Annotated in this window: 16 protein-coding genes; 2 read left to right on the top strand and 14 right to left on the bottom strand. The window is 59.4% G+C overall.

All coding sequences use genetic code 11. The features are described from left to right. Window positions 1-36: 36 nt before the first annotated feature. The 8 genes from LAO20_08050 to LAO20_08015 all read right to left on the bottom strand — a co-directional run bounded on the left by LAO20_08050 (window position 37) and on the right by LAO20_08015 (window position 12,560). The gene (locus LAO20_08050) at window positions 37-489 is read right to left on the bottom strand and encodes a MarR family transcriptional regulator (GenBank protein ID MBZ5531368.1); all 453 of its coding nucleotides are present in this window, start codon (window positions 487-489) and stop codon (window positions 37-39) included. A 122-nt stretch (window positions 490-611) separates the two neighbouring features. Further along, a complete protein-coding gene (locus tag LAO20_08045; protein MBZ5531367.1) occupies window positions 612-3,710 on the bottom strand; it encodes an Rne/Rng family ribonuclease in 3,099 nt (1,032 codons plus the stop codon). 404 nt (window positions 3,711-4,114) lie between these two features. Beyond that, a complete protein-coding gene (gene rodA, locus LAO20_08040; GenBank protein MBZ5531366.1) occupies window positions 4,115-5,209 on the bottom strand; it encodes a rod shape-determining protein RodA in 1,095 nt (364 codons plus the stop codon). Continuing rightward, a complete protein-coding gene (mrdA, locus tag LAO20_08035; protein MBZ5531365.1) occupies window positions 5,209-7,269 on the bottom strand; it encodes a penicillin-binding protein 2 in 2,061 nt (686 codons plus the stop codon). The genes rodA and mrdA overlap by 1 nt, the downstream gene beginning before the upstream one ends. 762 nt (window positions 7,270-8,031) lie before the next feature. Then, window positions 8,032-8,556, bottom strand: coding sequence for a rod shape-determining protein MreD (gene mreD / locus LAO20_08030; GenBank protein ID MBZ5531364.1), 525 nt, complete (start codon window positions 8,554-8,556; stop codon window positions 8,032-8,034). Beyond that, entirely contained in the window at window positions 8,553-9,974 is a 1,422-nt protein-coding gene (gene mreC, locus LAO20_08025; protein MBZ5531363.1) for a rod shape-determining protein MreC, read from the bottom strand. Before mreC ends, mreD begins: the two co-directional genes overlap by 4 nt. Before the next feature lie 80 nt (window positions 9,975-10,054). After that, window positions 10,055-11,056 (bottom strand): rod shape-determining protein, encoded by a 1,002-nt coding sequence (locus tag LAO20_08020; protein ID MBZ5531362.1) that lies wholly within the window; start codon window positions 11,054-11,056, stop codon window positions 10,055-10,057. Between the two features lie 208 nt (window positions 11,057-11,264). Continuing rightward, on the bottom strand, window positions 11,265-12,560 hold the full coding sequence (locus LAO20_08015) for a hypothetical protein (protein MBZ5531361.1): 1,296 nt from the start codon (window positions 12,558-12,560) through the stop codon (window positions 11,265-11,267). A 266-nt stretch (window positions 12,561-12,826) separates the two neighbouring features. Between LAO20_08015 and LAO20_08010 the strand changes: the two genes are divergently transcribed. Next, window positions 12,827-14,197, top strand: a complete 1,371-nt coding sequence (locus LAO20_08010) for a nucleotide sugar dehydrogenase (GenBank protein MBZ5531360.1) — start codon at window positions 12,827-12,829, stop codon at window positions 14,195-14,197. 100 nt (window positions 14,198-14,297) lie between these two features. Here LAO20_08010 and LAO20_08005 read toward each other — a convergent pair whose 3' ends face one another. The 6 genes from LAO20_08005 to LAO20_07980 form a co-directional block, all read right to left on the bottom strand. Further along, on the bottom strand, window positions 14,298-16,199 hold the full coding sequence (locus tag LAO20_08005) for a serine/threonine protein kinase (protein MBZ5531359.1): 1,902 nt from the start codon (window positions 16,197-16,199) through the stop codon (window positions 14,298-14,300). A gap of 43 nt (window positions 16,200-16,242) precedes the next feature. Next, window positions 16,243-17,028 (bottom strand): protein phosphatase 2C domain-containing protein, encoded by a 786-nt coding sequence (locus LAO20_08000; GenBank protein ID MBZ5531358.1) that lies wholly within the window; start codon window positions 17,026-17,028, stop codon window positions 16,243-16,245. A gap of 34 nt (window positions 17,029-17,062) precedes the next feature. Further along, on the bottom strand, window positions 17,063-17,557 hold the full coding sequence (locus LAO20_07995) for an FHA domain-containing protein (GenBank protein MBZ5531357.1): 495 nt from the start codon (window positions 17,555-17,557) through the stop codon (window positions 17,063-17,065). Between the two features lie 103 nt (window positions 17,558-17,660). Next, entirely contained in the window at window positions 17,661-19,307 is a 1,647-nt protein-coding gene (locus LAO20_07990) for a trypsin-like peptidase domain-containing protein (protein ID MBZ5531356.1), read from the bottom strand. A gap of 540 nt (window positions 19,308-19,847) precedes the next feature. Then, a complete protein-coding gene (gene rho / locus LAO20_07985; GenBank protein MBZ5531355.1) occupies window positions 19,848-21,098 on the bottom strand; it encodes a transcription termination factor Rho in 1,251 nt (416 codons plus the stop codon). 138 nt (window positions 21,099-21,236) lie between these two features. After that, the gene (locus tag LAO20_07980) at window positions 21,237-21,458 is read right to left on the bottom strand and encodes a DNA-directed RNA polymerase subunit omega (protein ID MBZ5531354.1); all 222 of its coding nucleotides are present in this window, start codon (window positions 21,456-21,458) and stop codon (window positions 21,237-21,239) included. Between the two features lie 417 nt (window positions 21,459-21,875). Between LAO20_07980 and LAO20_07975 the strand changes: the two genes are divergently transcribed. Next, window positions 21,876-22,400, top strand: coding sequence for a putative metal-dependent hydrolase (locus tag LAO20_07975; protein ID MBZ5531353.1), 525 nt, complete (start codon window positions 21,876-21,878; stop codon window positions 22,398-22,400). Window positions 22,401-22,427 lie beyond the last annotated feature (27 nt).

Below are 22,427 nucleotides of genomic sequence, written 5' to 3'. Positions count from 1 at the left end.
AGATATCATGCCGCGCGCCGTGACTTGAGGATTGTCTTACGACTGCAGGCCCTTACCCAGTTTGCGGCAGAGATCGCCCAGTTGCTGTTGCTCGGCGCTGTTGAGCCGGCCCATGATTTCAGCAATGCGGCGGGAATGGTCAGGGAAGATTTTGGCGATCAATTTGCGCCCCGCGGGCGTGATGGTGGCCAGCACAAAGCGCTTGTCCGGGTTCTGTTGCTGCCGTTTGACCAGACCGCGCTTTTCCAGGTTGTCCACCACCAGAGTCAGGTTGCCGCCGCTGGTCAGGATGCGACGCGCCAAATCGCCCAGACAAAGAGGCCCCACGTGGAAGAGCGCCTCCAGCACTGCGAATTGGCTGGGCGTAAGGCCGGAATCGTCAAAACTGGCACGGGCGTAAACCAGGGCCGCATTGGCGGCGCGCGCCAGTTTTACGTAGGCGCTCAGGGCACGCTCCTCGCGGGGCGTGCCTTTGAAATTTTTCCCCATATACCGGAAGCCGTCCTTTCGGGGCACGAGAACGATATCAATAAAAAACCCCGGACTGCACAGTCCGGAAGTGCTACAACCCGGGAACGCGCCACGCGCGTCCCCGGCTGAATTCCGCTACATTATTGGATGTCGAACTGTTCCGGATGCACCAGAGGATCAGACTTAACCAGGATGGTTCGTTTGGTCAGCTCTTCCATCTCTTGCAGCCACTTCCCGGCGTTGCTCTTGAGCGCCTTGGCGACTTCAGGATTCACGCGCAGCATCACGTCGTGCTCAAAATGGCGCGCCATCTTGCGCATCTCGACATAGATTTCATTGCACACCGTGCTCACGGACTTGATCATGCCCGTGGCCTGGCACGTGGGACAAGTCTGGCCCAGCGTGCGCTCCAGGGATTGTTTGACCCGCTTGCGGGTAATCGCCACCAGGCCAAAATCGTTAAACTGCAGGACCTTGGAGGGCGCGCGATCGGCCTTGAGGGCCTCTTCCAGCGCCTGCATCACCTTCTGGCGATTGCGGCGCTCATCCATGTCAATGAAGTCAATCACAATGATCCCGCCCAGATCGCGCAAGCGGATCTGGCGGACCATTTCCTTCACCGCGTCCAGGTTGGTCTTGACGATGGTGTCCTCAAGCCGCGTGGTCTTGCCGACGTACTTGCCCGTGTTGATGTCAATCGCCACCAGCGCTTCGGTCTGGTTGATGACGATGTAGCCGCCGCTCTTGAGCCAGACCTTGGACTTGAGCGCCTTGTTGATTTCCTCATTGATGTTGAACTGCTCGAACAGCGGCGTTTCCTTGCTGTAAAGCTTTACCCGCTTCAGCAGCGAAGGCTGAAAACGGCTGACAAAGCGCAAGATGCGTTCGTATTCCGGCTCGGTGTCCACCCATATGCTGGAGAAACTGGTGGTCACCTGATCGCGCAGGATGCGTTCCACCAGGTTGAGGTCGTGATAGATCAAAGCCGGGGCCTTGGATTTCTCCGCGCGCCCGCGAATTTCCGTCCACAGGTTGATGAGGAAGCGAATGTCGGCGCGAAGATCATCTTCATTGGCGCCCGCCGCCGCGGTACGGACTATGAATCCGCCGTTGGCTTCGCCCCGTTCGCTCAGCACAATGCGCTTCAGGCGATGGCGCTCCTCGTCCGACGCAATCTTGCGCGAAACGCCGGTGTGATGCACCGTGGGCATGTACACCAAGTAGCGTCCCGGCAGCGCGATGTGGCTGGTGATGCGCGCGCCTTTCTTGGCGATAGGTTCCTTGGCGATCTGCACCAGGATTTCCTGGCCTTCTTTCAGCAGATCGCTGATGACCGGGATCTGGCGCTGCACGTGGGGGCGTCGTCCCCCGCCGCGCATGCGGCGTGCCGGGCGGCGTCCACCGCGACGGTCCACGGGGCGTCGCTCCGGTTGGCCCTGCTGATAGCCGGCGCTTGCGGGAGCCGCACGATGTTCAGCGCCTGCGCCCTCCTGATCTTCGTTCTCTTCTTCCAGGGCCGCTTCCATGTCTTCTTCGACATCTTCCTGGGCCAGGCCGAACATTCCCGACTCGCCTTCAACGCCCTCTTCGGTTTCTTCCGGACCTTCCAAGCCATCGGCTTCGTACTGGCCGGTGGCATGTTCGTTGACGTGGGCGTCGCGCACAGCTTCCGTCAGCTCGCGTCCCATGGCGACCATGGCTTCGTTGCCCGGACCCAATACTTCCTCTTCCAGTTCTTCGTACTCCACCAGGTCAACGTCTTCTTCAAATCCCGGCAGATCGCTTTCGTCTTCTTCGATCTCTTCCTCTTCCACCACTCCGCTGGCCGCTGCCTTCCACGGCTGGCCGTCACCAGTGGAGGCGTCTTCTGCAGCGTGGCTTCGCCCGCCTTCTGAGGAAGCTTCTTCGGAAGGCTCTTCTTCACTTTCCGCAAACGATTCTTCCGCAGGCTCCGCCGCAGCGCCACCAAACACGGCGGCCACGTTCATGGATTCAAAGCGCGACTCATCGTGCCGCGGCTCGGGTTCATGCGCGTGCGCAGGGAGTTCGGTCTCGATTACTGGAGTTGCTTCGCTAACGGGCGCGGCTTCACGCACCGGCGGCGCTTCGCGAACCGGCGTTTCCCGAACCGGCGTTTCCCGAACCACCATGGGCGCGATCACCGGCGGCGCTTCAACGCGCGCTTCAGGCTCCGTTTCCTTCTTGTACTGGCGCGGAACCGGCCCTGTGGATTCCGCGTCTTGCAGAAAGCCGTGTTCCTCGGTTTCCGGCCTAACGGGTGTTTCCACGGCAGCGGCCGGCTTCTGCGATGCGGGATGCCGGTACTTTGAAATGGTCTCGCCGGGCAGCGTCATGGAGCCGGGCGAAAATTGCGAGGGATCAATCGAATACTCGGTGGATGGCTTGGCGGCGTTACGCCGCACCGGCGCTTGCGGCCCGGACTCCGTTGCCGCCGGCGTGGCCGATTGCGGCTGGTACTTGCGGATGGACTCTCCCGGCAGCACGATGGGCTCATAGCCCGGAGGAGGCGCGCTTTCAGGCCGGCGCTCGCGATCACGATCAAAGCTGCGCTCCGGCCGGTTGTCCTGGCGGAATTCACGCCGTGGCTCCGGACGGAATTCCGGCCGCGATTCAGGGCGGCCTTCAGAACGGGCTTCAGGACGAGCTTCAGGACGAGCTTCAGGACGAAATTCAGGACGGCTTTCCGGCGTGGCTTCAGCCGGGCGGTCTTCACGCTCCTGGAAACGGCCGCGCCCGCCACGGCGGCGGCGGCGTCCGCGCCACTTGCGCGATCCTTCACGGTCTTGATCTTCTCCCGCGGCTTCTTCGCCGGCAGCCGGGCCGCGTTCTTCCTCGGCCGGCGGCTCGCCCAGGACTTCCATGGGCGGCATAATGTCCTGCGCTTCCAGCGGGGCAGCATCTTCCCCGGCGCCGCGTTCGTCGGATTGCGGCAGCACTTCAATGCGTGACCGTGATACCGCCTGCTCCAGCCCTTCCGCGTCCTCATCTTCTTCCAGCAGGAAATCGGTGACGTACAGGAAGGCGTCGCGCTCCAAACCAACGTTGACAAAGGCCGACTGCATGCCGGGAAGCACGCGGGTCACACGTCCTTTGTAGATGGAACCTGCCAGGGTGTATTCGTTCTCGCGTTCGTAATAAATCTCAGCGAGCAAATCTTCTTCGACAATCGCAACTTTGGTTTCGTGCGGCGTCGAAGAGACAAACAGTTCTTTCGACATCAATTTCTCTCCGGTGTTGACCGGACCGGGTAAGAACCAGGAACTAAGAGGAGAAGATCCAGAGCAAGTTGAGCGCCGGGGCAAAAATCACGCCGGCGTTCAGGCATAGAGGTGTGCGGAGATTCAATCTTGTTCGCCGGCAGGGAGAAGACGCGTGCTCCGGAAAGTTGTCCCGGAGCGGCTCTGCAACCTGCACATGGCTTGTTTGAAAAATCTTGGCACCTTTGCATTCCCGGGGTTGTGGCCACCCTGCGTTTTTCGCGGGGCCGTTACCTGCCCGGTCATGCTCTCTGAATTCTCTCCGGCTCTCTCCAGGGCCGGCGCCCTCTTAAAACGTAAGGGCGTAACGTTAAAAACTTATTCCCTTTGCGCGCCCCTCCAGGGCGCGGTTTGAAATTCCCTTCCTAGTTCACGAAACGGCGCATCCGGATGTTCATCACAATCCCCAAAGAGAGGAACATGAACAGCACGGACGAGCCTCCGTAGCTCATCAAAGGCAAAGGAATTCCGGTGACGGGCATAAACCCAACCACCATGCCGGCATTGACCAGGACGTGGAATAGCAAGATTGCCACCACGCCCATCACCACAAAACCTCCCGCGCGATCAGGCGCGGTCTGGGCGTTGTGGATCAAACGCATCAGCACCATAAAGTATAGCAGCAGCAACCCCATAGCGCCGACAAACCCATGCTCCTCCGCCCACGCGGCAAAGATAAAGTCAGTATGCGGTTCCGGGATGAACGATCCCTGGGTCTGGGTGCCTTTGCGCACACCTTTCCCCCAAATGCCCCCGGAACCTACCGCGATCTTGGATTGCTCCAACTGGTATCCGCGGTTTTTAGGATCGGCGTCAGGGTGCATGAAGTTGGTGAGCCTCTCTTTCTGGTACGGCTTCAACCCCTTCATCCACACGGCGGGCGCCAGCACGCCGGCCACCAGCAACAGGATCACACCATGGCGTATCTGCATGCCGCCAAGGAACAGCCCCATGATCGCGATCGGGATGTAGGTAAGCGCCGTGCCCATGTCCGGCTGCCGCAGCACCAGCAGCATGGGGACGGCCGCAATCAATCCGGCTTTCACCACGTCGCCCAGCGTGGCCGAGCGGTCATTTTCCTCGCTGAAATACTTGGCCAGAGCGATGATCAGCACCAGCTTGACCCACTCCGAAGGCTGAAAATGCTGGCCCCCGGGAAGCTGGATCCAGCGTCGCGCACCCAAGTACTTTTTGCCGAAGAGGGCCACAGCCAGCAAAGCCATGACCGATGCAATGTAGAACCAATGCGCGTTTTCCAGCAGGATTTGGTAGTTCACCAGGCTGACCATGAACATCAGGAACAAGCCGCCCATGATCCAGTAGATTTGCCGGACGTGGGCCCCGGCAAACTTGGTCCCGGCCGTGGTGCTGTAGATTTCCAGCACGCCCAGCGCACAGATCAGCAGAACAAAAAACAGCAGGACCCAATCAAAGTCCCGGTAGGAGATCATGCGCCGCATCAGTCGGCTCCCGCAGTACCCACGGCGACCGGCTTTTGCGGCTGCGCCGGACGAAAAGCTTTGGACCGGCCCATCTTTACCAGGAAGGTTCCCCCCTGCAAATGGTTCTCGGCCTCGCCGGCCTCAGCAGGATGATCGCCGCCCAGGTCGGGATAATTCCATACTCCGGCAATGGGCACCGATCCGGGATCAGCTTTGTCACTGAACAGCATGGGATTGTTGCGGACGCGGCGCTGCTTGTCCACAAAGGCCTTGATCACCTGTGCGGCCACGCGCGCCGCCAGCGGACCGTGTTCGCCGCCTTCAAAATACACCACGACGACTACTTCCGGATTACGCCGCGGCGTGACGCCGGCAAACCACCCATTGCCCTTCAGCTCGTCTTTTAAGCCCTTGGTCTTCAATCCGTGCTGCTCCAGGTACTGGTGGCTGACCCTCTGCGTGCTTCCCGTCTTGCCGGCAAAATCCACGCCTTGCAGGTGAGAGGCATTGGCAGTGCCGAGCGGACTGATCACGTTGGCCATGGCGTTGGTGATGGTGATCCAGCTCTGCGGCTCGATGGGAACATGCACAACTTCCGGCACGTCAGATTGCGCAACGTTGCGGAACTCCTTAGGCAGATCGCCGGGGTTCACCACATGAGGCCGGTAGAAGACGCCGCCCATGGCAATCCCGCCGATGGTGCGCGCAAGCTGAATGGGGCTCACGGTTACGGCCCCCTGCCCGATCCCCACGGAAATGACTTCACCGGCATACCACTTTTGCCGGAAGGTCTTCATCTTCCATTCTTCGGAAGGCATGAGGCCGGTGGCTTCGTTGGGAAGATCAATTCCCGTCTTTTTGCCAATCCCCATGGCACTGGCCCATTTGGCGATCTTCTCAATCCCCAGCCGTTCCGCCAGCGTGTAAAAGAAGACGTCGCACGATTGATAAATTCCCTTGGAAATGTCCACTGCGCCGTGGACGCGATGCTCTTCTTTCACCCAGCAATTGAAATATCGCCCGTAGAATATTGCGCCGCCCTGGCAGTTTACCTTCAAGTTCTGGGCAATGCCTTCCTGCATACCCGCTGTGGCCACTACGATCTTAAACACCGAGCCGGGAGCCGCTTGGGCTTGAATCGCTTTGTTCAACAGAGGGTGCGCTGGATCGGTGATCAACTGGTTCCACTCGTCGCGCGAGATACGCACGGCAAAATCGTTGGGATCGAAAGTGGGACGGCTGACCATGGCCAGGATTTCCCCGCTGCGCGGGTCCATGGCCACGATGGCGCCGTTCTTCCCTTCCAGCGCCTGTTCGGCCGCCTTCTGCAGATCAATATCAATGGTGAGTTTGAGCTTCTGACCAGGCACCGCGGGAATGGTGGAATCCTTGGGGCGGCCAACTTCGCGGCCTTTGCTGTCCACCAGCACGCGGCGCGAACCGTCTTTGCCCATGAGCAGATCGTTGTATTCCAGTTCCACGCCGGACTGGCCTACCGTGTCGCCGCGCTGGTACACCTCAAACTTGGGCGAGTTCAACATGTCTTCGCTCACTTCACCCACGTAGCCGATCAGGTGCGCCATGAATCCGTCCCGCGGATACAGGCGCCGGTGGATCATCAGCGTTTCCAGTTCGGGAAAATCGTCTTTGTGCGATTCGATGAACGCCAGTTCGTCGGGAGTGATGTCTTCCTTAATGATGATGGGGTCCGACGTAGGCTTGCGCGCCAGCTGGTAGCGGCGGACCTTGTCCAGCACTTCCTCCACCGGAAGATGCAGGCCGTCGGCGATTTTTTGCGCGTCGGCGTTCAAGTCGCGCATCTGGTCGCGCAGCAGCAGCGCGGAGAAGGAAGGATAGTTGTCAACGATGATTTGCCCGTCGCGGTCCAGCAGCTTGCCGCGCGGCGCAAGGATCGGAATCTTCCGGATGCGATTGTTCTCAGCGCGCACCACGTAGTCATCACTCTTGCGCACCTGCAGGCTCCACAGTCCATAGGCGAGGAACAGAAACACTGCCAGCGTGATGTACTGGATGACCGTCAGTTTAAGGTTCGGAATTTTTTCTTCGCGACCGGACATATCTGTTACGTGCTGTCGCCGTGACAACCGGGTATGCGTGGAATCAGGCTGACGCCGATACCTCTAGATTACCGCATTTTCGCCCGCTCCAGGGTAGGACAAAGACCCGAGATGCGTTACTGAAGGATTACGTTGAACGCACAGAAGCGGCCTTAAACGCTTGAGACCAGTCACCTGCAACCGTCCCGCGTGCAGGTTGACGCGAAGTGACATGACTTGAGCTATGGCAGCGAGCCCGGCTTGCGCGGCGAACTGCCTATTACAGGTGCTGGAGGAATCTCTGATTGGTAAATTTCCGTAAGCGGTTTGAAGCGGAGCGACAGCAAGAAAAGCCGCGCCGAGCCCGGGGCCCCCAGCGCGCCCGGTTTTGGCGTGATGGGGTGGGAGCCCGCTGCCGCAGGCGCAAAAGGGTTGTTGAGCGGGAATCAGTCGCCGGCGGTCTGGAGCGGAGCGACAGAATAATTTGGATTAAGTGAACGTAAGGGCGAGGCCGACTTGCACGCCGAGCCCGGGGCCCCCAGCGCGCCCGGGTTTGGCGTGATGGGGTGGGAGCCCGCTGCCCTAGTCGCAAATAGGGTTGCTGCGCGGGAGTCAGCCGCCAGCGGTTTGGAGCGAAGCGACAGAATAATTTGGATTAAGTGAACGCAAGGGCGAGGCCGACTTGCGCGCCGAGCCCGCTGCCGCTTAGGCGCAAGAGGGTTGTTGAGCGGAAGTCAGCCGTCGGCGGTTTGGAGCGGAGCGACAGAATGATTGGGCAGACGTTTATATCCTTTGCTTGAACTTATCCAGCAAAGCGAACAGCACCACCGACAGCAGGGCGTTGGCCAGGGCGCGAAGCAGCGTATGGCCCCATTGCCAGGGTTCGCTGGCGCCCACCAGCCCCAGGTTCACCACCATGTACACAATGTGGTGAATCACGTAAAAGGCCAGGGTCATCAGGAAGCGCGAGCCGGGGTTGTCCACGTCCACTTTGACCCCCAGAGACGAGGCCAGATAGCCAATGATGGTCTTGGAGATTCCGAACAAGCCTATCTTCTGGCCGGCCAAAGCATCCTGGACGGTCCCAATCAGCGCTCCGGTGATCATGCCCGGCACCGGCCGGCGGCGGGCGACGGCAAAAAATATGGCCACCAGCAAGGGCAGATCAAAGATCTTCAGAAACCCCATCTTCAACGGCAGGTAAGACTGGATCAGCAAAGCCAGGGCGGGGACCCCCAGCGAAACGATCCAGCTAAACCGATGGACCTCGATTTCCTCGCGCGATGTGAGGGAAACGCCGATGTTCATTGCGGCGGCTTCTCCCCACCGGGAGGCGGCTGCTCTTGGCCTTCCGCTTCCGGTTTCTTGGAGGCCGGCGTTTCGGTTGGAGTAGCGGCAGGCGCGCCGGTCTGGGCTGGAGCCGCGGGCGTTGGTTTGGCGACCGGGGGCTTGGCCTTCTTGGTCGTTGGACTTCCGGTGGCCGGACTTCCCGCCGCGGCGGCGCCCGAAGGCTGAGTCTTCTTCTGGTCAGTAGCGGGCTTCTTCGTCTCGGCGCCAAGTTTCGCGGACGGAGTTGGGCTGGCGCTGGCTTGTCCGGAAACGGCCAGCTTCTTCTTTTGCTCCCCAGCCTTTTGCTCCGAACCCTTCTGCTCTGAACCCTTGGGCACGCTCACCGGAGCCACGGATTTCTTTTCGCCTGCGGGTGCGGCAGATTTTTTCTCGTCTGGACGTGCGCCCGATGGCACGGGCGTTGCGGCGCTTGCCGGAATTTTGCCGGTGTCCGTTGCATCCTGCTTCTTGGCGCTGGGCAGCCGCTGGGAGAGGATATCGGCGGCGCGCTGCGGCCCGGAGTCCGCGGCCGCCGACGGCGCTTCTTCCGCCATCTTGGTGATTACCAGCACTTCTTCCAGCTTGTCCAGGTTGGCAGCCGGTTTCACGCGGATCTTGAGGAACGGGTCCGTCTCCGGATCTTTCCCCGAACTGATGACCACCCCCACGGGAACGCCTTTGGGATAAATACCGTCGCCGCCACTGGTGACGATGCGCTCTCCGGCCTTGATGTCTTCATCAGACATCACGTGGTCCACCACGAGCTGTCCTTGTGAAGTTCCCTTCAAGACTCCCTGCAGACGGGAGTCTTGCAGAAGCACGCCGGCGCCGCTGCTGTGATCGCTGACCAGCAGCACCTGTGACGTGAAAGGAAAAACTTCCTTGATCTTGCCGACCACGCCGTCCGGTGTGATGACCGGCAAATCAGGCCTGAGGCCGGTTGAGTTCTTGGAACCTTTATCAATGTAGATGACGCGAGACGGTTCGCTGCCGCTGGTGCCGATGACCTGCGCGGCCAGCGTCTGGCCGACGTAGCGCTCCTTGAATTCGAGGAGAACTTGCAGCCGCTTGGCCTGCCCCGCTTCCTCCCGCAGCCGCATTTGCTCCATCTTCATGCGGGAAAGCTGCTCCTGCAATTCGCGGCTTTCTTTGCGCGCCCCATGCAGATCAATGTAGTTGCTCCAGGCATGACGGAAAAAATGCCCGGTGCCGGTAAAGGCCTTTTCAAAAGGAGTAATGATGCTCACTGTCCACACGCGGATCAGCCGCGGGCCGCCGCCACCGGAGGGCTTGGCCGATTCCGACCGCTTGACCTGGGTGGCCAGGCCGACCACCTGAATGAACAGCACCAACATCAGGACAAGCGGATTCTTATACCGGCTGAAGAAATTTTCCATGTTGCGCTGTGGAGGGTCGGTTAAAAAAACACGTCCAGGAAAACAATTCAGGGCGGACCGGCCAAGGCCGCCCTGCAGGATTATTCGATTGAGATCTTGCGCAAGAGTTTAAAGTCGCTGAGCATCTTGCCCGTGCCCAGCACCACGCTGGCCAGGGGATCATCGGCGATGGAAACCGGCAATCCGGTTTCTTCGCGGATACGCTTGTCCAGGTTCTTGAGCAGAGCACCGCCGCCGGTGAGCACGATTCCGCGGTCGCTGATGTCGGCGCTCAACTCGGGCGGTGTGCGCTCCAGAGCGACGCGGATGGCGTTCATCACGGTGCTGATGCACTCGCTCAAGGCCTCGCGAATTTCGCTGTCATCAATGGTGATGGTTTTGGGCACGCCTTCAATCAGGTTGCGGCCCTTGATCTCCATGGTGAGCGGTTTGTCCAGGGGATACGCCGAGCCAATCTCCAGCTTGATATTTTCCGCGGTGCGTTCGCCGATCAGCAAATTGTATTTGCGCTTCAGGTAATTCATGATGGCTTCATCCATCTGATTACCGGCCATGCGCACGGAGCGCGAATACACAATGCCGCTGAGCGAGATCACGGCGATGTCCGTGGTGCCGCCGCCGATGTCCACCACCATGTTGCCGCTGGGTTCGGTGATGGGTAGCCCGGCGCCGATGGCCGCCACCATGGCCTGCTCCACCAGATGGACTTCACTGGCCTTGGCGCGATAGGCCGAATCCATGACCGCGCGCTTTTCCACCTGCGTGATTTCCGAGGGCACGCCGATCACGATGCGCGGGTGCACCAGCATCTTGCGGTTGTGCGCCTTCTGGATGAAATAGTTCAGCATCTTTTCGGTGACTTTGAAGTCGGCGATCACGCCGTCTTTCATCGGTTTGATGGCCACGATGTTTCCCGGCGTGCGGCCCAGCATCTCTTTGGCTTCTTTGCCCACGGCTTCCACTTCACCGGTGTTCTTGTTGATGGCCACAATGGATGGCTCGTTCACCACAATGCCTTTGCCCTTGGCATACACCAGCGTGTTGGCTGTCCCCAGATCAATCGCCAGGTCGCTGGAGAACATGCTGAACAATGAGCGCAGATTATGAATGCGCGAATTTTCTGACTTGAGTCCGTTTTTCGACATACCCGCTTCTCTCTCTTATTTCCTAAGCCCGCAAAAATTTCCCCGCCGCAGCGTCTTTTGCGGAAATCGCTGCCGCACCAAATCCACAACCTGTCTGGAAACAACTAAATGTGGAACAAAATCCGCGCCGGAGCAATAGGGAATATTACTGGATCGTCACATTTTTTGTTTCCGTATGGGCCTGGCCCTTGGAATTTTGGGCCGTAATCGTAATAAAGTTCTCTCCCGTCGGGAGAGGGTTGGTGAAGTGGTGGAAGGTGCCGTCACTGTTAATGATGGCCACTTCCTGGCCGTTCACCATCACCCGGGCGTTGGGCTCCGTCCGGCCGCGCACCTCAAACACGTGGCCCATCTGCCGGAACGGTTCCAGTTCCAGCAGAATCTCTGCCTTGTCCTGCGCCTTGGCAATCACCACAAACCGGTTTCGCTCGCTCTCGGCGGAGAGCTTGCCGTTTTCGTCAATGGACTGCACTTGCCAGTAAAAAGGGCCTTCGGCCAGGCCGGAAACCGTCACCTGGGAGAATTTGACTTCCCTGTCCAGTTCCAGGGGCGGCGCAAAATAGGTAGTCCGCGCGATCTTGATGCGGTAGCGCTTGGCGCCTTCCACTTCTGACCAGGAGAAACTCACGCCCTTGGAACCGGGCGGCACAAAGACGGGACGCAGATTCGGAGGATCAATCAGAATCGGCGGGCCAATCTCTTTGCTTTTCACCATGTGCCGCGTGTCGTCGGCCGCGAAGGTGACCTTTTCGTTGTCCACCAGCTTGACGCTCTCGCTGCCGCGGACCACTTCGCCGGTGCCCTTCTTCAACAGAATCTCGTTCTGGTCATTGCGCGGATCAGCCATGGTGGTGGCCGAACTCTCCGGACCGATTCTGGCTGTGGCGCCCGCAACGATGACTTCTGACTTGGAACCCACGGCCATGTTGGTAGCGGTGGCCATGTCCACCGTACCCGCTTTGACCTGCACCGCCACCCGGCTTTGCTTCGAGGCATTGACGGTGTTCTCCTGGATCACGATCAGCCCGCCCGGCTTCACGGTGTAGCTGGTGCCATCCGTGAACGCCACTTTCGCCATACCTTCCGGTGCAGTCTGCACCACATCATTGGGTTCCAGGGCCAGGCTGTAGTCGGCGGGAATCCAGGAATTGGTGCTGGCTTTTTTCACCCGCACGGTCCCGTCAATGTTCGTGAAATGCGCCTGCCGCGGGCCGGGCTCGGTGTTGGGACTGGCGCTGGCGCTGCCGGAGACGCCCAACTTGGCCAGAACCTTGCTGAAGCTGAGTTGGCCGGCGAGGATCACGCGGTTGGATGTATCCGGAAACGCAAAGTACATCACCACCGCCGCCAGGGCGAGCACGCTCAACGCCCCCATGAACACACTGCGGTAAGTGATGGTGACGTAAGAAATCTGAAAGGCGGATTTGCGCTTCTGTGCCACGCGTTTGACTGAACTGAGGGGAGTTTCCAGTTAGTAACTAAGATTACCATACTTCCGTAGGTCTTTAATCTATGCGGCAGGCAGCCCAAAAGGGCCGCAACCAGCCGCCGCCAAGGACAGGAACCCCCGCCAAATCAGTAAATTAAAAGGAGCCGTCGGCGCGGAATAGTAGCTACGCAGGTACCCCTGAATCACCGCTGTTCATGGCCCGGCTTTTCCGGCGGACACGCGGCCCTACAATGGAGGAGAAAATCTTGCCGAACCGCATGTCTCCTCAACCCGGCCGCCTGTCTCCGCACGCCGAGCTCTTCCGCGCGCGCATCACAGCGCGCACCGCAAAAGTTGGGATCGTCGGCTTGGGCTACGTCGGCCTGCCCTTGGCGCTGCTGTTCAGCGAACAGCGCTTCGCCATCACCGGCTTTGATATTGACCCGGAAAAAGTCCAGGCGTTGAACAGCGGCCGGTCTTACATCTACCGCATTCAGCCAGCGGAGATCGCAGCGGCGCGCACGCAAGGCTTTTCCGCCACCAACGACTACTCGCGCGCCCGGGATATGGACGCGATCATTATCTGCGTCCCCACGCCGCTGAATGAGTATCGCGAACCGGACTTGAGCGCGATTGAAGCCACCGCGCGCTCGCTGGCGCCGCACCGGCGCGCCGGACAGTTGGTCGTCCTGGAAAGCACCACGTATCCCGGCACCACGGAAGAAGTGCTGGCGCCGATTCTGGAAGCAGGCAACTCCCTGGGGCTCAAAGCCGCGCGCAGCGATAAGGATGATGACGATCCTGCCAAGACTTTCTTCATCGCCTTCTCTCCCGAGCGCGAAGATCCCGGCAATGACACCGTTGCGCGCAAGGACATTCCCAAAGTCGTGGGCGGCATGAGCCCGGCGGCGTCCGCGATGGCCGGCGCTCTGTACAACGCCATCTTCAACCGCGTGGTGCCGGTTTCGAGTCCGGCCGCGGCCGAGATGACCAAGCTGCTGGAAAATATCTATCGCTGCGTGAACATCGCGCTGGTGAATGAATTGAAACTGCTTTGCCTGCGCATGGGCATTGATATCTGGGAAGTGATTGCCGCAGCTTCCACCAAGCCGTTCGGGTTCCATCCGTTTTATCCCGGACCAGGACTGGGCGGACACTGCATTCCGGTTGATCCCTTTTATCTTTCCTGGAAAGCCAAAGAGTTTGACTTCCACACTCGCTTCATCGAGCTCGCCGGGGAAATCAATACCGCCATGCCTTATCACGTGGTCAACTCCGTGGCGTCAGCGCTCAACAAGAAGAAGAAAGCGCTGAACGGGGCCAAAGTGCTGGTGCTGGGAGTGGCCTACAAGCGCGATATTGATGATCTCCGCGAGTCGCCGTCGCTGACCATTATTGAAGAACTGCAGGGACGGGGAGCGGAAGTTGCTTACAACGATCCTTACTTTCCTCGCGTGGGCCGCGGACGCAAATACAACTTGCAGATGACCTGCGCGCCGCTCGACAACCTGCAGCAATACGACTGCGTGCTGATTGTGACCGACCACTCCGATTACGATTACCAGAAGATCGTCAACGAATCGCAACTGGTGGTGGACACGCGCAACGCAACCAAGGGGATCAAGTCAGAGAAGGTCGTCCACTGCTGAAGAAGAGCAATTGGCAACTGGCAATTAGCAAATAGCCAAGGCCAAAACCAACGAGCGCCGCCATCCAGTCGTCACGATAGAGGCCCATGCTTCGCTGATTTCACTTCGATGAACCCTGTATGGATTGGTACGCGCCCACGGCGCTTCCCGCCACGTTGTAATCAAAGAAATCCCAGTTGCCCATGCCGCTGGTGGAGAGGTGAAGCATTCCTCCGCCGACGAGCTTGACTTGTTTGAAAGTTCCGGCCGGGAACGTGACGCGCTCACAGCGGCCCGAGGGGTCATTGCTGGCGGCGCAAACGTAAGACACCGTGCCATCCGGCTTGACATTCATCCAGCCCGCGCAGTAGTACGTCTGCGCGCCGACGATGTGGCGATGTTTCACCAGGAAGTTCTTTCCCTGGGCGTTCTGCTGTTGCCGCAATTGTTCCTGCTGGTAACGCTGCAACTGGTCCTGACTCGGCTGAGCTTGCGCCTGCACCCGGGGCGTGGGAGGCGGCGTGGGCGGCGGAGTCCGCTGGGCGGTCTGCTCGCCGGACGAAGGGCCAGGCGGCGGGACCAGTTTGTGAGGAGTCGCGGCCGGAGTTGCGCTGGCAGAGTCATCGGCGCCGACCGCCGGACCTGATGATTTCTCGCCTCCGGTGGCCATCACAATTTCCTCCGGCGACGAAGTGGCGGAAGCCCCTCCCGCCTGCTGTTCTTGCCGGGGAGGCGGAGGCACGGATCCGCCCCCACCCTTCGCTGTTTTGTTGGGCCACAAAACCACCGCCATCACGGCCACCGCCAATAATCCGACCAGCGAGATAGCAAGCATTAGTATGGTGCGGCGCGAGGTACCCGCAGCGGCCGGCGGCGCAGGCGGAATCGTCGCCACGCCTTGCGGAATGGACGTCACGCCCATGGGCACGGTCATCGCGGAGGGCGATGCCGGCACAGTTTGTCCCGCTCCCCCGGCTGGCACTGCTTGTCCGGTTCCCGCGACCGGCGCTGGCTGTCGCGTTCCTGCTGCCGGCATGGCGTATCCGGTTCCCGCCAGAACCGTCATTCCCGCGCCTGCTGCCGGCGCCGGCCCGGGCGGCGCTGTCGGGTTCAGCGGCATGGTGACGGCGGAAGAACTGACCCTGGAACCTGTAGAGTCCATCACGGTGCCGCGGACCATGGGCGGGGCCGCCAGCGGCGGAGGAACAATGACGTTCTCCGGATGTTCCAGACCGGCTCCCATCTCTTCCACGGTTTGAAAACGGTCGTCAGGATTTTTGGCCAGCGCCTTGGCCAGCACCGGCTCGTATTCCCGCGGCGCGTACGGGTAGTAGCGATGCAGCGGCGGCGGGGTGGCCGTCACGTGGTCATGCATGATCTGGAAATCGCTGTCGCCTTCAAACGGCGTATGGCCGCTGAGCATCTCGTACAGCGTGATGCCCAGAGCGTAGATGTCAGAGCGCACGTCCACGCCGCGGTTCTGTATTTGTTCCGGCGACATGTAGTTCAGGGTCCCCAACTGCATTCCGGTCTTGGTCATTCCCCGCGTGCCCAAAGCTTTGGCAATGCCGAAGTCCATGACTTTGACGATTCCCTGCCGGTTCAGCATGAGATTGCTGGGCTTGATATCGCGATGGACGATGCCCACGCGATGCGCCGCGCCGATGCCCAGCAGCGCCTGCTTGAACCAGGGCACCGCGTCTTTGGCTTGCATGGGGCCGGCGCGGTGAATGATCTGGTCAAAGTTTTCGCCGTCCACGAATTCCATGACCATGAAGGCGTTGCCCTCCACGATGAGGAAGGCGTACAGCGTGGCCAGATTGGTGTGGTTTAGATTGGCCTGGGCCTTGGCTTCCGCCTGGAAGCGCTGCATCAGTTCGGGATTCCCTACAAACTCCGTGCTCAGGACTTTGATGGCGACAGGGCGGTCGAGTTGGATATCCACTCCCTTGTAAACCACGCCCATACCGCCCGCGCCGAGCTTTTCGACGATGCGGAAGTTCGCAATCTGGTTACCGATCATGTCCTGGCGCCTTTCTCATGCGCTGCTGCAGCTCGGGCGCTGCTCAGCGCGGATGGATCTTGACGATCTGGACGGTAATGTTGTCATAGCCGCCGCGGGCCTTGGCTTGGTCCACCAACTTGTGGCAAGCCGCTTCAGGAATGTCCTGCAGGACCGTCTGAAGAATCTCTTCATCGCTGACCAGGTCGTGCAGACCGTCAGAGCAGAGCAGCAGGACGTCTCCGTCGCGCAGCGGAATGGGATTCTCCGGGAGTTCGGCGGGCACTTCTTCGCCCACGCCCAGCGCCGTCATCAACACGTGGCGGTCAGGATGGGTCTTGGCCTGCTCCCGCGTGAGGATTCCCTCATCCACCAGTTTTTCGATCATGGTCTGGTCGCGCGTCACCTGGGTGATCCCCGCGTTACGCACCATATACAGCCGCGAGTCCCCAACGTGAACGTAAAAGAGCTGGTTGTTGTGGATCACGGCTGCGGTGCAGGTGGTGCCCATGCGGGAATCCTCAGGGCTTTCCCGGGCGGCGTTGCGAATGGCCACGTGGGCTGAGACCAGCGCGTCCACCAGAGCATCTTCCGGAGCGTTGAGCTCGCTGTTCAGATACTTGGAGCGGATCACCTCCACGGCGATTCCGCTGGCCAGCGCGCCGCCTTCGTAGCCGCCCATGCCGTCGGCCACCACCGCCAGCCGGCCTTTCTTGGCGAACTGCTCATCGCTTTCCGGCTCGGCGTAACAATAGTTGTCCTGGTTGTCCGGACGCTCACACCCGGGATCAGAAACGCTGCCCACTTCCACGCCGGGACGGACCTTGGCGGTCTGCCCGGGATCAGTCATCGGTTTCGTCGGGTTCACCATTGGCCTGGGAAAGTTATAAGCACTTGAATTTCAGAACGACTTCACCGATGCGAATTGTATCGTTGTCCTTCAGTTCCTCGCGGGCAATCGCCGTGGCGCCGTCGTTCAAGAACGTCCCGTTACTGGAATCCAGATCAGTGAGGAAAAACTTGGCGTCCTTGTAGCGCAAGCTGGCGTGTTTGGAGGAAACCGTGGGGTCCTTGATTTGGACTTCTGCATCGGGGGCCGACCCCAGAATATTCTGGCCGTCGCGGAGGCGAAAGTCGTCGCCTTTCTGCTCGCCGGACATGGCCACCAGCCAGCCGACCACCGGGGCCTTGCGGCGCTCAGAAATCAGGACGGTCTTGCGCCCGCCCGACGCGGCCGGCGGCATGTCAGGGGCGGTGGCGGTTTCAATCCGCGTCTTGGCGCTGGCCGGGACCGCCGCAGCAAAGCCCGTCTTCTGGCAAAAAGGACACAGCTCCCAGGAATCTTCCATCTGATGCCCGTTTACACAAAACTTTGACATGCTCAAGACCCTCCATGATTGTCGCTGGCCATGCTCTGGCTCACTGTGACCGCGCCGCGCTCAGGTTTCATTTCCCAAGCAGGCGGCGCGCTCTTTGCCCGGTTCATCCCGCAAAGTAGGTAAACACTGAACCCTTTTTCCCCAGAAAGACGCGGTCACCGTTGTGCAACCCGACTTTGCTCACGCGCGGCGCGTCGGCAGAATTCAGATAAGTACCGTTGGTGGAGCCTTTGTCAATCACCACCACGTGGCCATCGGCGGGGACAATCCACGCATGCTGGCCGGAAACCGAATCGTCAGTGACCACAACTTCGCACTTGGATGCATCGCGCCCGATCCATAGCCCGTTCTTGCTGACTTTGAAGGTGCGGCCGGAAAGCGATCCGCCAATGAACTGGATACGTCCGAAAGATTGCTCCACCGTGGTGGACGCCAGCGCCGGTGATGGCGCCGTTTGGACCGGCAGGGTGGGAGCGCTGCCCATAGTTGCCACATTTGCCACACCAGCGGCCGCCTGCGCGGGCACCTGGGCGGGCGCTGCCTTGCCGCCTGATCGGGCCAACATCACCAGCAATACCACCACGATGAGGACCACCACAGCGGCAATGGCAATGGCCGGCCCTTTGCCCACCGTTTCCATGGTCTTCTGGACAACGCTCATCTTGTCCACGCAGGAAACCGCGGCCGAACGATAGCGCGCCGCGTCAGGCAAATTCGGCATGAACTGGGACACGTTGTCAATTTCGGTGATGGCCTTGTTGCACTGGCCTTCGTCGTACAGATCCAGGGCGTTGGCCCAGTGGCGGTTGAAGGTGCCGATTTCCGGCGAAACGCCGGTCTGGCGGACGAACTCCATGGCCGTGTTAATCGGCACCAGGAAGTTGAAGCCTTGCACTTCCTGCGCGCCGTAGGTGGCCAGGCCTATGACCTCGCCTTTGTCGTTAAACGCGGGACCGCCGCTGTTGCCGTGGGTAATGGCCACATCCGACTGCAGCAGAGGCGTGCCGATGCTCTCGGTCTTGAGGGCCGAAATATGCCCGTTGGTCGCGGTGGGCTCCAGGCTGGATTCCTGGCTGATGAGCGAACTCACCGAACTTCCGCCCCAGGGAGACGCCAATCCGGGATAGCCCAGCACCATGATTTGTTCTTGCAGGCGGACATCCTCAGAGTTGCCCAGCGACACGGTGGGGAGATTGGTGCCGGGAATCTTGAGAATGGCCACGTCCTTGCCTTTTTGATCTACGGCGCCGCTGTATTGCAGAATGTCGGCGTCCAGCGCCTTGCCGTTGGCCAGGATCACTTTCAGCTCCGGCTTGGAGATGGTGATGCTGTATTCGGACTTGGCAACCGCGATCTGCTCCTGCTCAGTCAAACTGCGCTTGATCTGGCTTTCGATGACGCGAAAGATGGCGCCTTGTTTCAGCGCGTTCAGGAATTCTTCGCGCAGGCGGCGCTTCAGTGCGTCTGAGGCCTCGGGGTCCTTCATGTTGGCGTCAGCCACCACGTGCCCGTTGGTGATGAGATAGCCGTCTGGCCGGAACAGGAACCCGGTGCCGGTGGAAGTGTGGCGCAACTCGATTGGTTTAGGGAAGACTTCCAGGGTCCACTTGGTCTTGAAATCCACCAGAACCAGGACCACCGCCGGCTTCAACTCCAGCGCGCGCTTTTCCTCTGGTCTGAGCTGTCCCGCCCAAAGCGGAATACTGGACAAAACAATAAGAAGAGCCCCGATCGCGGATAACTTCCTCATTGTGCCACCTCCGTCTTTTAAGTCCGGCCGGGCGATATCGAGGGGGACCTTTTAGCGACTCGCTCGACGGTGATTTCCTATGTGGTACAGATTGATCTTCGGGGGAAGGTGCTTGCGTCCGGTCTTAGACTAGCATGGTCATTGCCCGTCCCGCGGATGGGGGTTGAGGGCAATCACCTGGGGCCTGATCTTGCTTTTTAACTTGATTCGGGCGCAGACAAACTTTCTCCGACATCAATAAGTGCAGATTAAGGTAGTATCGTTGCGCCCAAATGTCAAAAGACTTTAGATAAGAAAACGAAAGAAAAGCGGCTGAAGCTGCACCGCGCTGCACAAAAAGCTGCACTCCCGTGCACAGCACGGCGATTGGGCCGGGGAGTTCCCGCCTCCCAGTCGCCTTGGGCAAACCTGGGCAAGGGGTCCGCGAATAAGGGCCAACACGCTGGTCAATTCCTTTAGCTTTGATTCGTGTTGATTCGCGAAACTCGCGGCTTGTTTTTGGTTTGGCTAGTTGCCAATTGCCAGTTGCTAATTGCTGCTCTAAATCGAACTCATGTTCGACAGGAACTGGCCGTTCGACGGCGTCTTGCCCAGCTTATCAATGAGCAGTTCCATGGCTTCCACCGGCGAGAGCGGGTTCAGCACCTTGCGCAGCACCCATATGCGGGCCAGGTCTTCCTTGGGAATCAGCAGCTCTTCTTTGCGCGTTCCGGAGCGCTGGATATCAATGGCCGGGAAGACGCGCTTGTCCACCAGTTTGCGGTCAAGAATGATTTCGCAGTTGCCGGTGCCTTTGAACTCTTCAAAGATCACGTCGTCCATGCGCGAGCCGGTGTCAATCAGGGCGGTGGCGACAATGGTCAGCGATCCGCCTTCTTCAATGTTGCGGGCCGCGCCGAAGAAACGTTTGGGCCGCTGCAGGGCGTTGGAGTCCACGCCGCCGGAGAGCACTTTGCCTGAAGGCGGAACAATGGTGTTGTAGGCGCGCGCCAGGCGGGTGATGGAATCGAGCAGGATCACCACGTCGCGCTTGTGTTCGACTAATCGCTTCGCTTTCTCAATGACCATCTCCGCAACCTGTACGTGACGGGCCGCGGGCTCGTCAAATGTGGAAGAAATAACTTCGCCCTTCACCGAGCGTTGCATGTCGGTGACTTCTTCCGGACGTTCGTCAATCAGCAGGACGATCAGCACCACTTCCGGATGGTTGGTGGTGATGGAGTTGGCGATGTTCTGCAACAGCATGGTTTTGCCGGTGCGCGGCGGCGCGACGATCAAGCCGCGCTGGCCTTTGCCCAGCGGCGTCAGCAGGTCCATGACGCGGGCGCTCACGTTTTCCTTCAGCGTTTCCAGCTTGAGGCGCTCCTGCGGATACAGCGGCGTCAGGTTGTCAAACAGGATCTTGTTGCGCGCTTCTTCCGGCGATTCAAAGTTGACGGCCTCAATCTTGACCAGCGCGAAATATTTTTCGCCTTCATGCGGCGGGCGCACCTGGCCGCTGATGGTGTCACCGGTCTTTAAATCAAATTTGCGGATCTGCGAGGGCGAAACGTAAATGTCGTCGGGACCGGGCAGGTAGTTGTAATCGGGAGAGCGCAGGAAGCCGTAGCCGTCAGGCAGGATTTCCAGGACGCCTTCGGCGAAGATGTGCCCTTCTTTTTCACTCTGAGCCTGCAGGATTTTGAAGATGAGGTCCTGTTTGCGGAGACCGCTGGCGCCAGGCAGGTCGAGGGTGCGCGCGATCTTGGTAAGCTCAGTTATGTTTTTTTCTTTGAGTTCTGCAATGGTCATTTGTCACCTATGAGGATTTTCTTGATGGACAGGGAGGACGTAAACGTTGGAATTTCAGAAGGCGAGAACTTCTTGCCTCAGGTCTAACCTGAGGACCCGCCAGGCGGCCAGGCCCGGCGGGATTTTCAGGAATGTCTATTATGCAGCGCGACGCTGTGGTTCTGCAACATCACCGTTGGGCGCGGTCATGACTTCTTGCTGCTCATCGGCGCCTCCAACGCGAACCAGCACGTCATTCATCGTCTCCTGGATGCGGGTGGTCGGCTTATGGAACTTCCGCGTCGCCTTGGAAACGATCTGGCACAGCAGATAGCGGTTGTTGACAGTGTCGAGCGCGTCGTAAATGAGGTTTGAGCGCATACGTTCCTCCTATGTATTAGTTCGGTTTCTTCGCGATTCCTAATGAATTCAAATCTTTACAGCCACCACAAATCTGGGCGGAGCAAAAACGCTGCATTCTTTATGCCGAGAGGTTCCGGCACGCCAAAACTTGTTTGTGGGAATGACCAGAGACCTATTTGCGCTTATTAGACGCCAACGGCGGTATCTGCGTTGCACAATTATCTTCAACTTTGACTTAAGGGAGCGGCTGACCTTCCTGGAATGCTGGTTAAAGATTCGCGCGTCCACCCGTGGATGGCTATAAATTAATGGTAAACCGCCCTAAGGTCAAGAAATTTTTATGGTTCAAATTATGTGTAAGTCCTTATTTTTCTTCATATAATTGCCTGATACAGTACTCTTTTGGCCCTGCACCGCCAGTTTTTGTGAGGTTTTATGCCCGATCTGAGGTATCCCACCGGCCACTTTACTCCGGAGTCCGACCCAACGTCCGAAACCCGGGCCAAGCATATTGAAACCATTGCCGCCCTGCCCGCCAAGATGCGCCAGGCCGTTGCCGGGCTGACTTCCCAGCAATGGGAAACGACCTACCGCGATGGCGGGTGGACCCTGCGCCAGGTCGTCCACCATGTGCCTGACAGCCACATGAACGCCTACATCCGCACCAAACTCGCTTTGACCGAGAACGTGCCGACCATCAAGCCCTACGATGAAGCGGCCTGGGCCCGGCTCAAAGATTCAGAACTGGCGCCGGTGGAGGTTTCACTCACGCTGCTGGAGTCTATTCACGCGCGCTGGGTGCCGCTGCTGAAGTCGCTCAAGGAAGAAGATTTCAGGCGCAAGCTCAACCATCCGGAATCCGGCGTGCACAACATTGACTGGCTGGTGGCGCTGTACTCATGGCACGGCAACCACCACCTGGCGCACATCACCACCACGCGAGAACGGCTGAAATTCTGAGATTTGGTAATTGGGTAATTTCGTAAT

Source organism: Terriglobia bacterium (genome assembly GCA_020072815.1).
In the GTDB taxonomy this organism is placed as follows: domain Bacteria; phylum Acidobacteriota; class Terriglobia; order Terriglobales; family Acidobacteriaceae; genus Angelobacter.
The sequence above is the reverse complement of the archived record's forward strand: the minus strand, read 5'-3'. Positions and strand labels throughout refer to the sequence as shown.

Coding starts and splice junctions, on each gene's coding strand:
- LAO20_07975 (MBZ5531353.1), top strand. CDS start 21,876: ATGCCCGATCTGAGGTATCCCACCGGCCACTTTACTCCGGAGTCCGAC.
- LAO20_08010 (MBZ5531360.1), top strand. CDS start 12,827: ATGTCTCCTCAACCCGGCCGCCTGTCTCCGCACGCCGAGCTCTTCCGC.
- mreC (MBZ5531363.1), bottom strand. CDS start 9,974: ATGGAAAATTTCTTCAGCCGGTATAAGAATCCGCTTGTCCTGATGTTG.
- LAO20_08045 (MBZ5531367.1), bottom strand. CDS start 3,710: ATGTCGAAAGAACTGTTTGTCTCTTCGACGCCGCACGAAACCAAAGTT.
- LAO20_08000 (MBZ5531358.1), bottom strand. CDS start 17,028: ATGACTGATCCCGGGCAGACCGCCAAGGTCCGTCCCGGCGTGGAAGTG.
- LAO20_07980 (MBZ5531354.1), bottom strand. CDS start 21,458: ATGCGCTCAAACCTCATTTACGACGCGCTCGACACTGTCAACAACCGC.
- rodA (MBZ5531366.1), bottom strand. CDS start 5,209: ATGCGGCGCATGATCTCCTACCGGGACTTTGATTGGGTCCTGCTGTTT.
- LAO20_08020 (MBZ5531362.1), bottom strand. CDS start 11,056: ATGTTCTCCAGCGACCTGGCGATTGATCTGGGGACAGCCAACACGCTG.
- LAO20_07990 (MBZ5531356.1), bottom strand. CDS start 19,307: ATGAGGAAGTTATCCGCGATCGGGGCTCTTCTTATTGTTTTGTCCAGT.
- rho (MBZ5531355.1), bottom strand. CDS start 21,098: ATGACCATTGCAGAACTCAAAGAAAAAAACATAACTGAGCTTACCAAG.
- LAO20_08050 (MBZ5531368.1), bottom strand. CDS start 489: ATGGGGAAAAATTTCAAAGGCACGCCCCGCGAGGAGCGTGCCCTGAGC.
- mrdA (MBZ5531365.1), bottom strand. CDS start 7,269: ATGTCCGGTCGCGAAGAAAAAATTCCGAACCTTAAACTGACGGTCATC.
- mreD (MBZ5531364.1), bottom strand. CDS start 8,556: ATGAACATCGGCGTTTCCCTCACATCGCGCGAGGAAATCGAGGTCCAT.
- LAO20_08005 (MBZ5531359.1), bottom strand. CDS start 16,199: ATGATCGGTAACCAGATTGCGAACTTCCGCATCGTCGAAAAGCTCGGC.
- LAO20_07995 (MBZ5531357.1), bottom strand. CDS start 17,557: ATGTCAAAGTTTTGTGTAAACGGGCATCAGATGGAAGATTCCTGGGAG.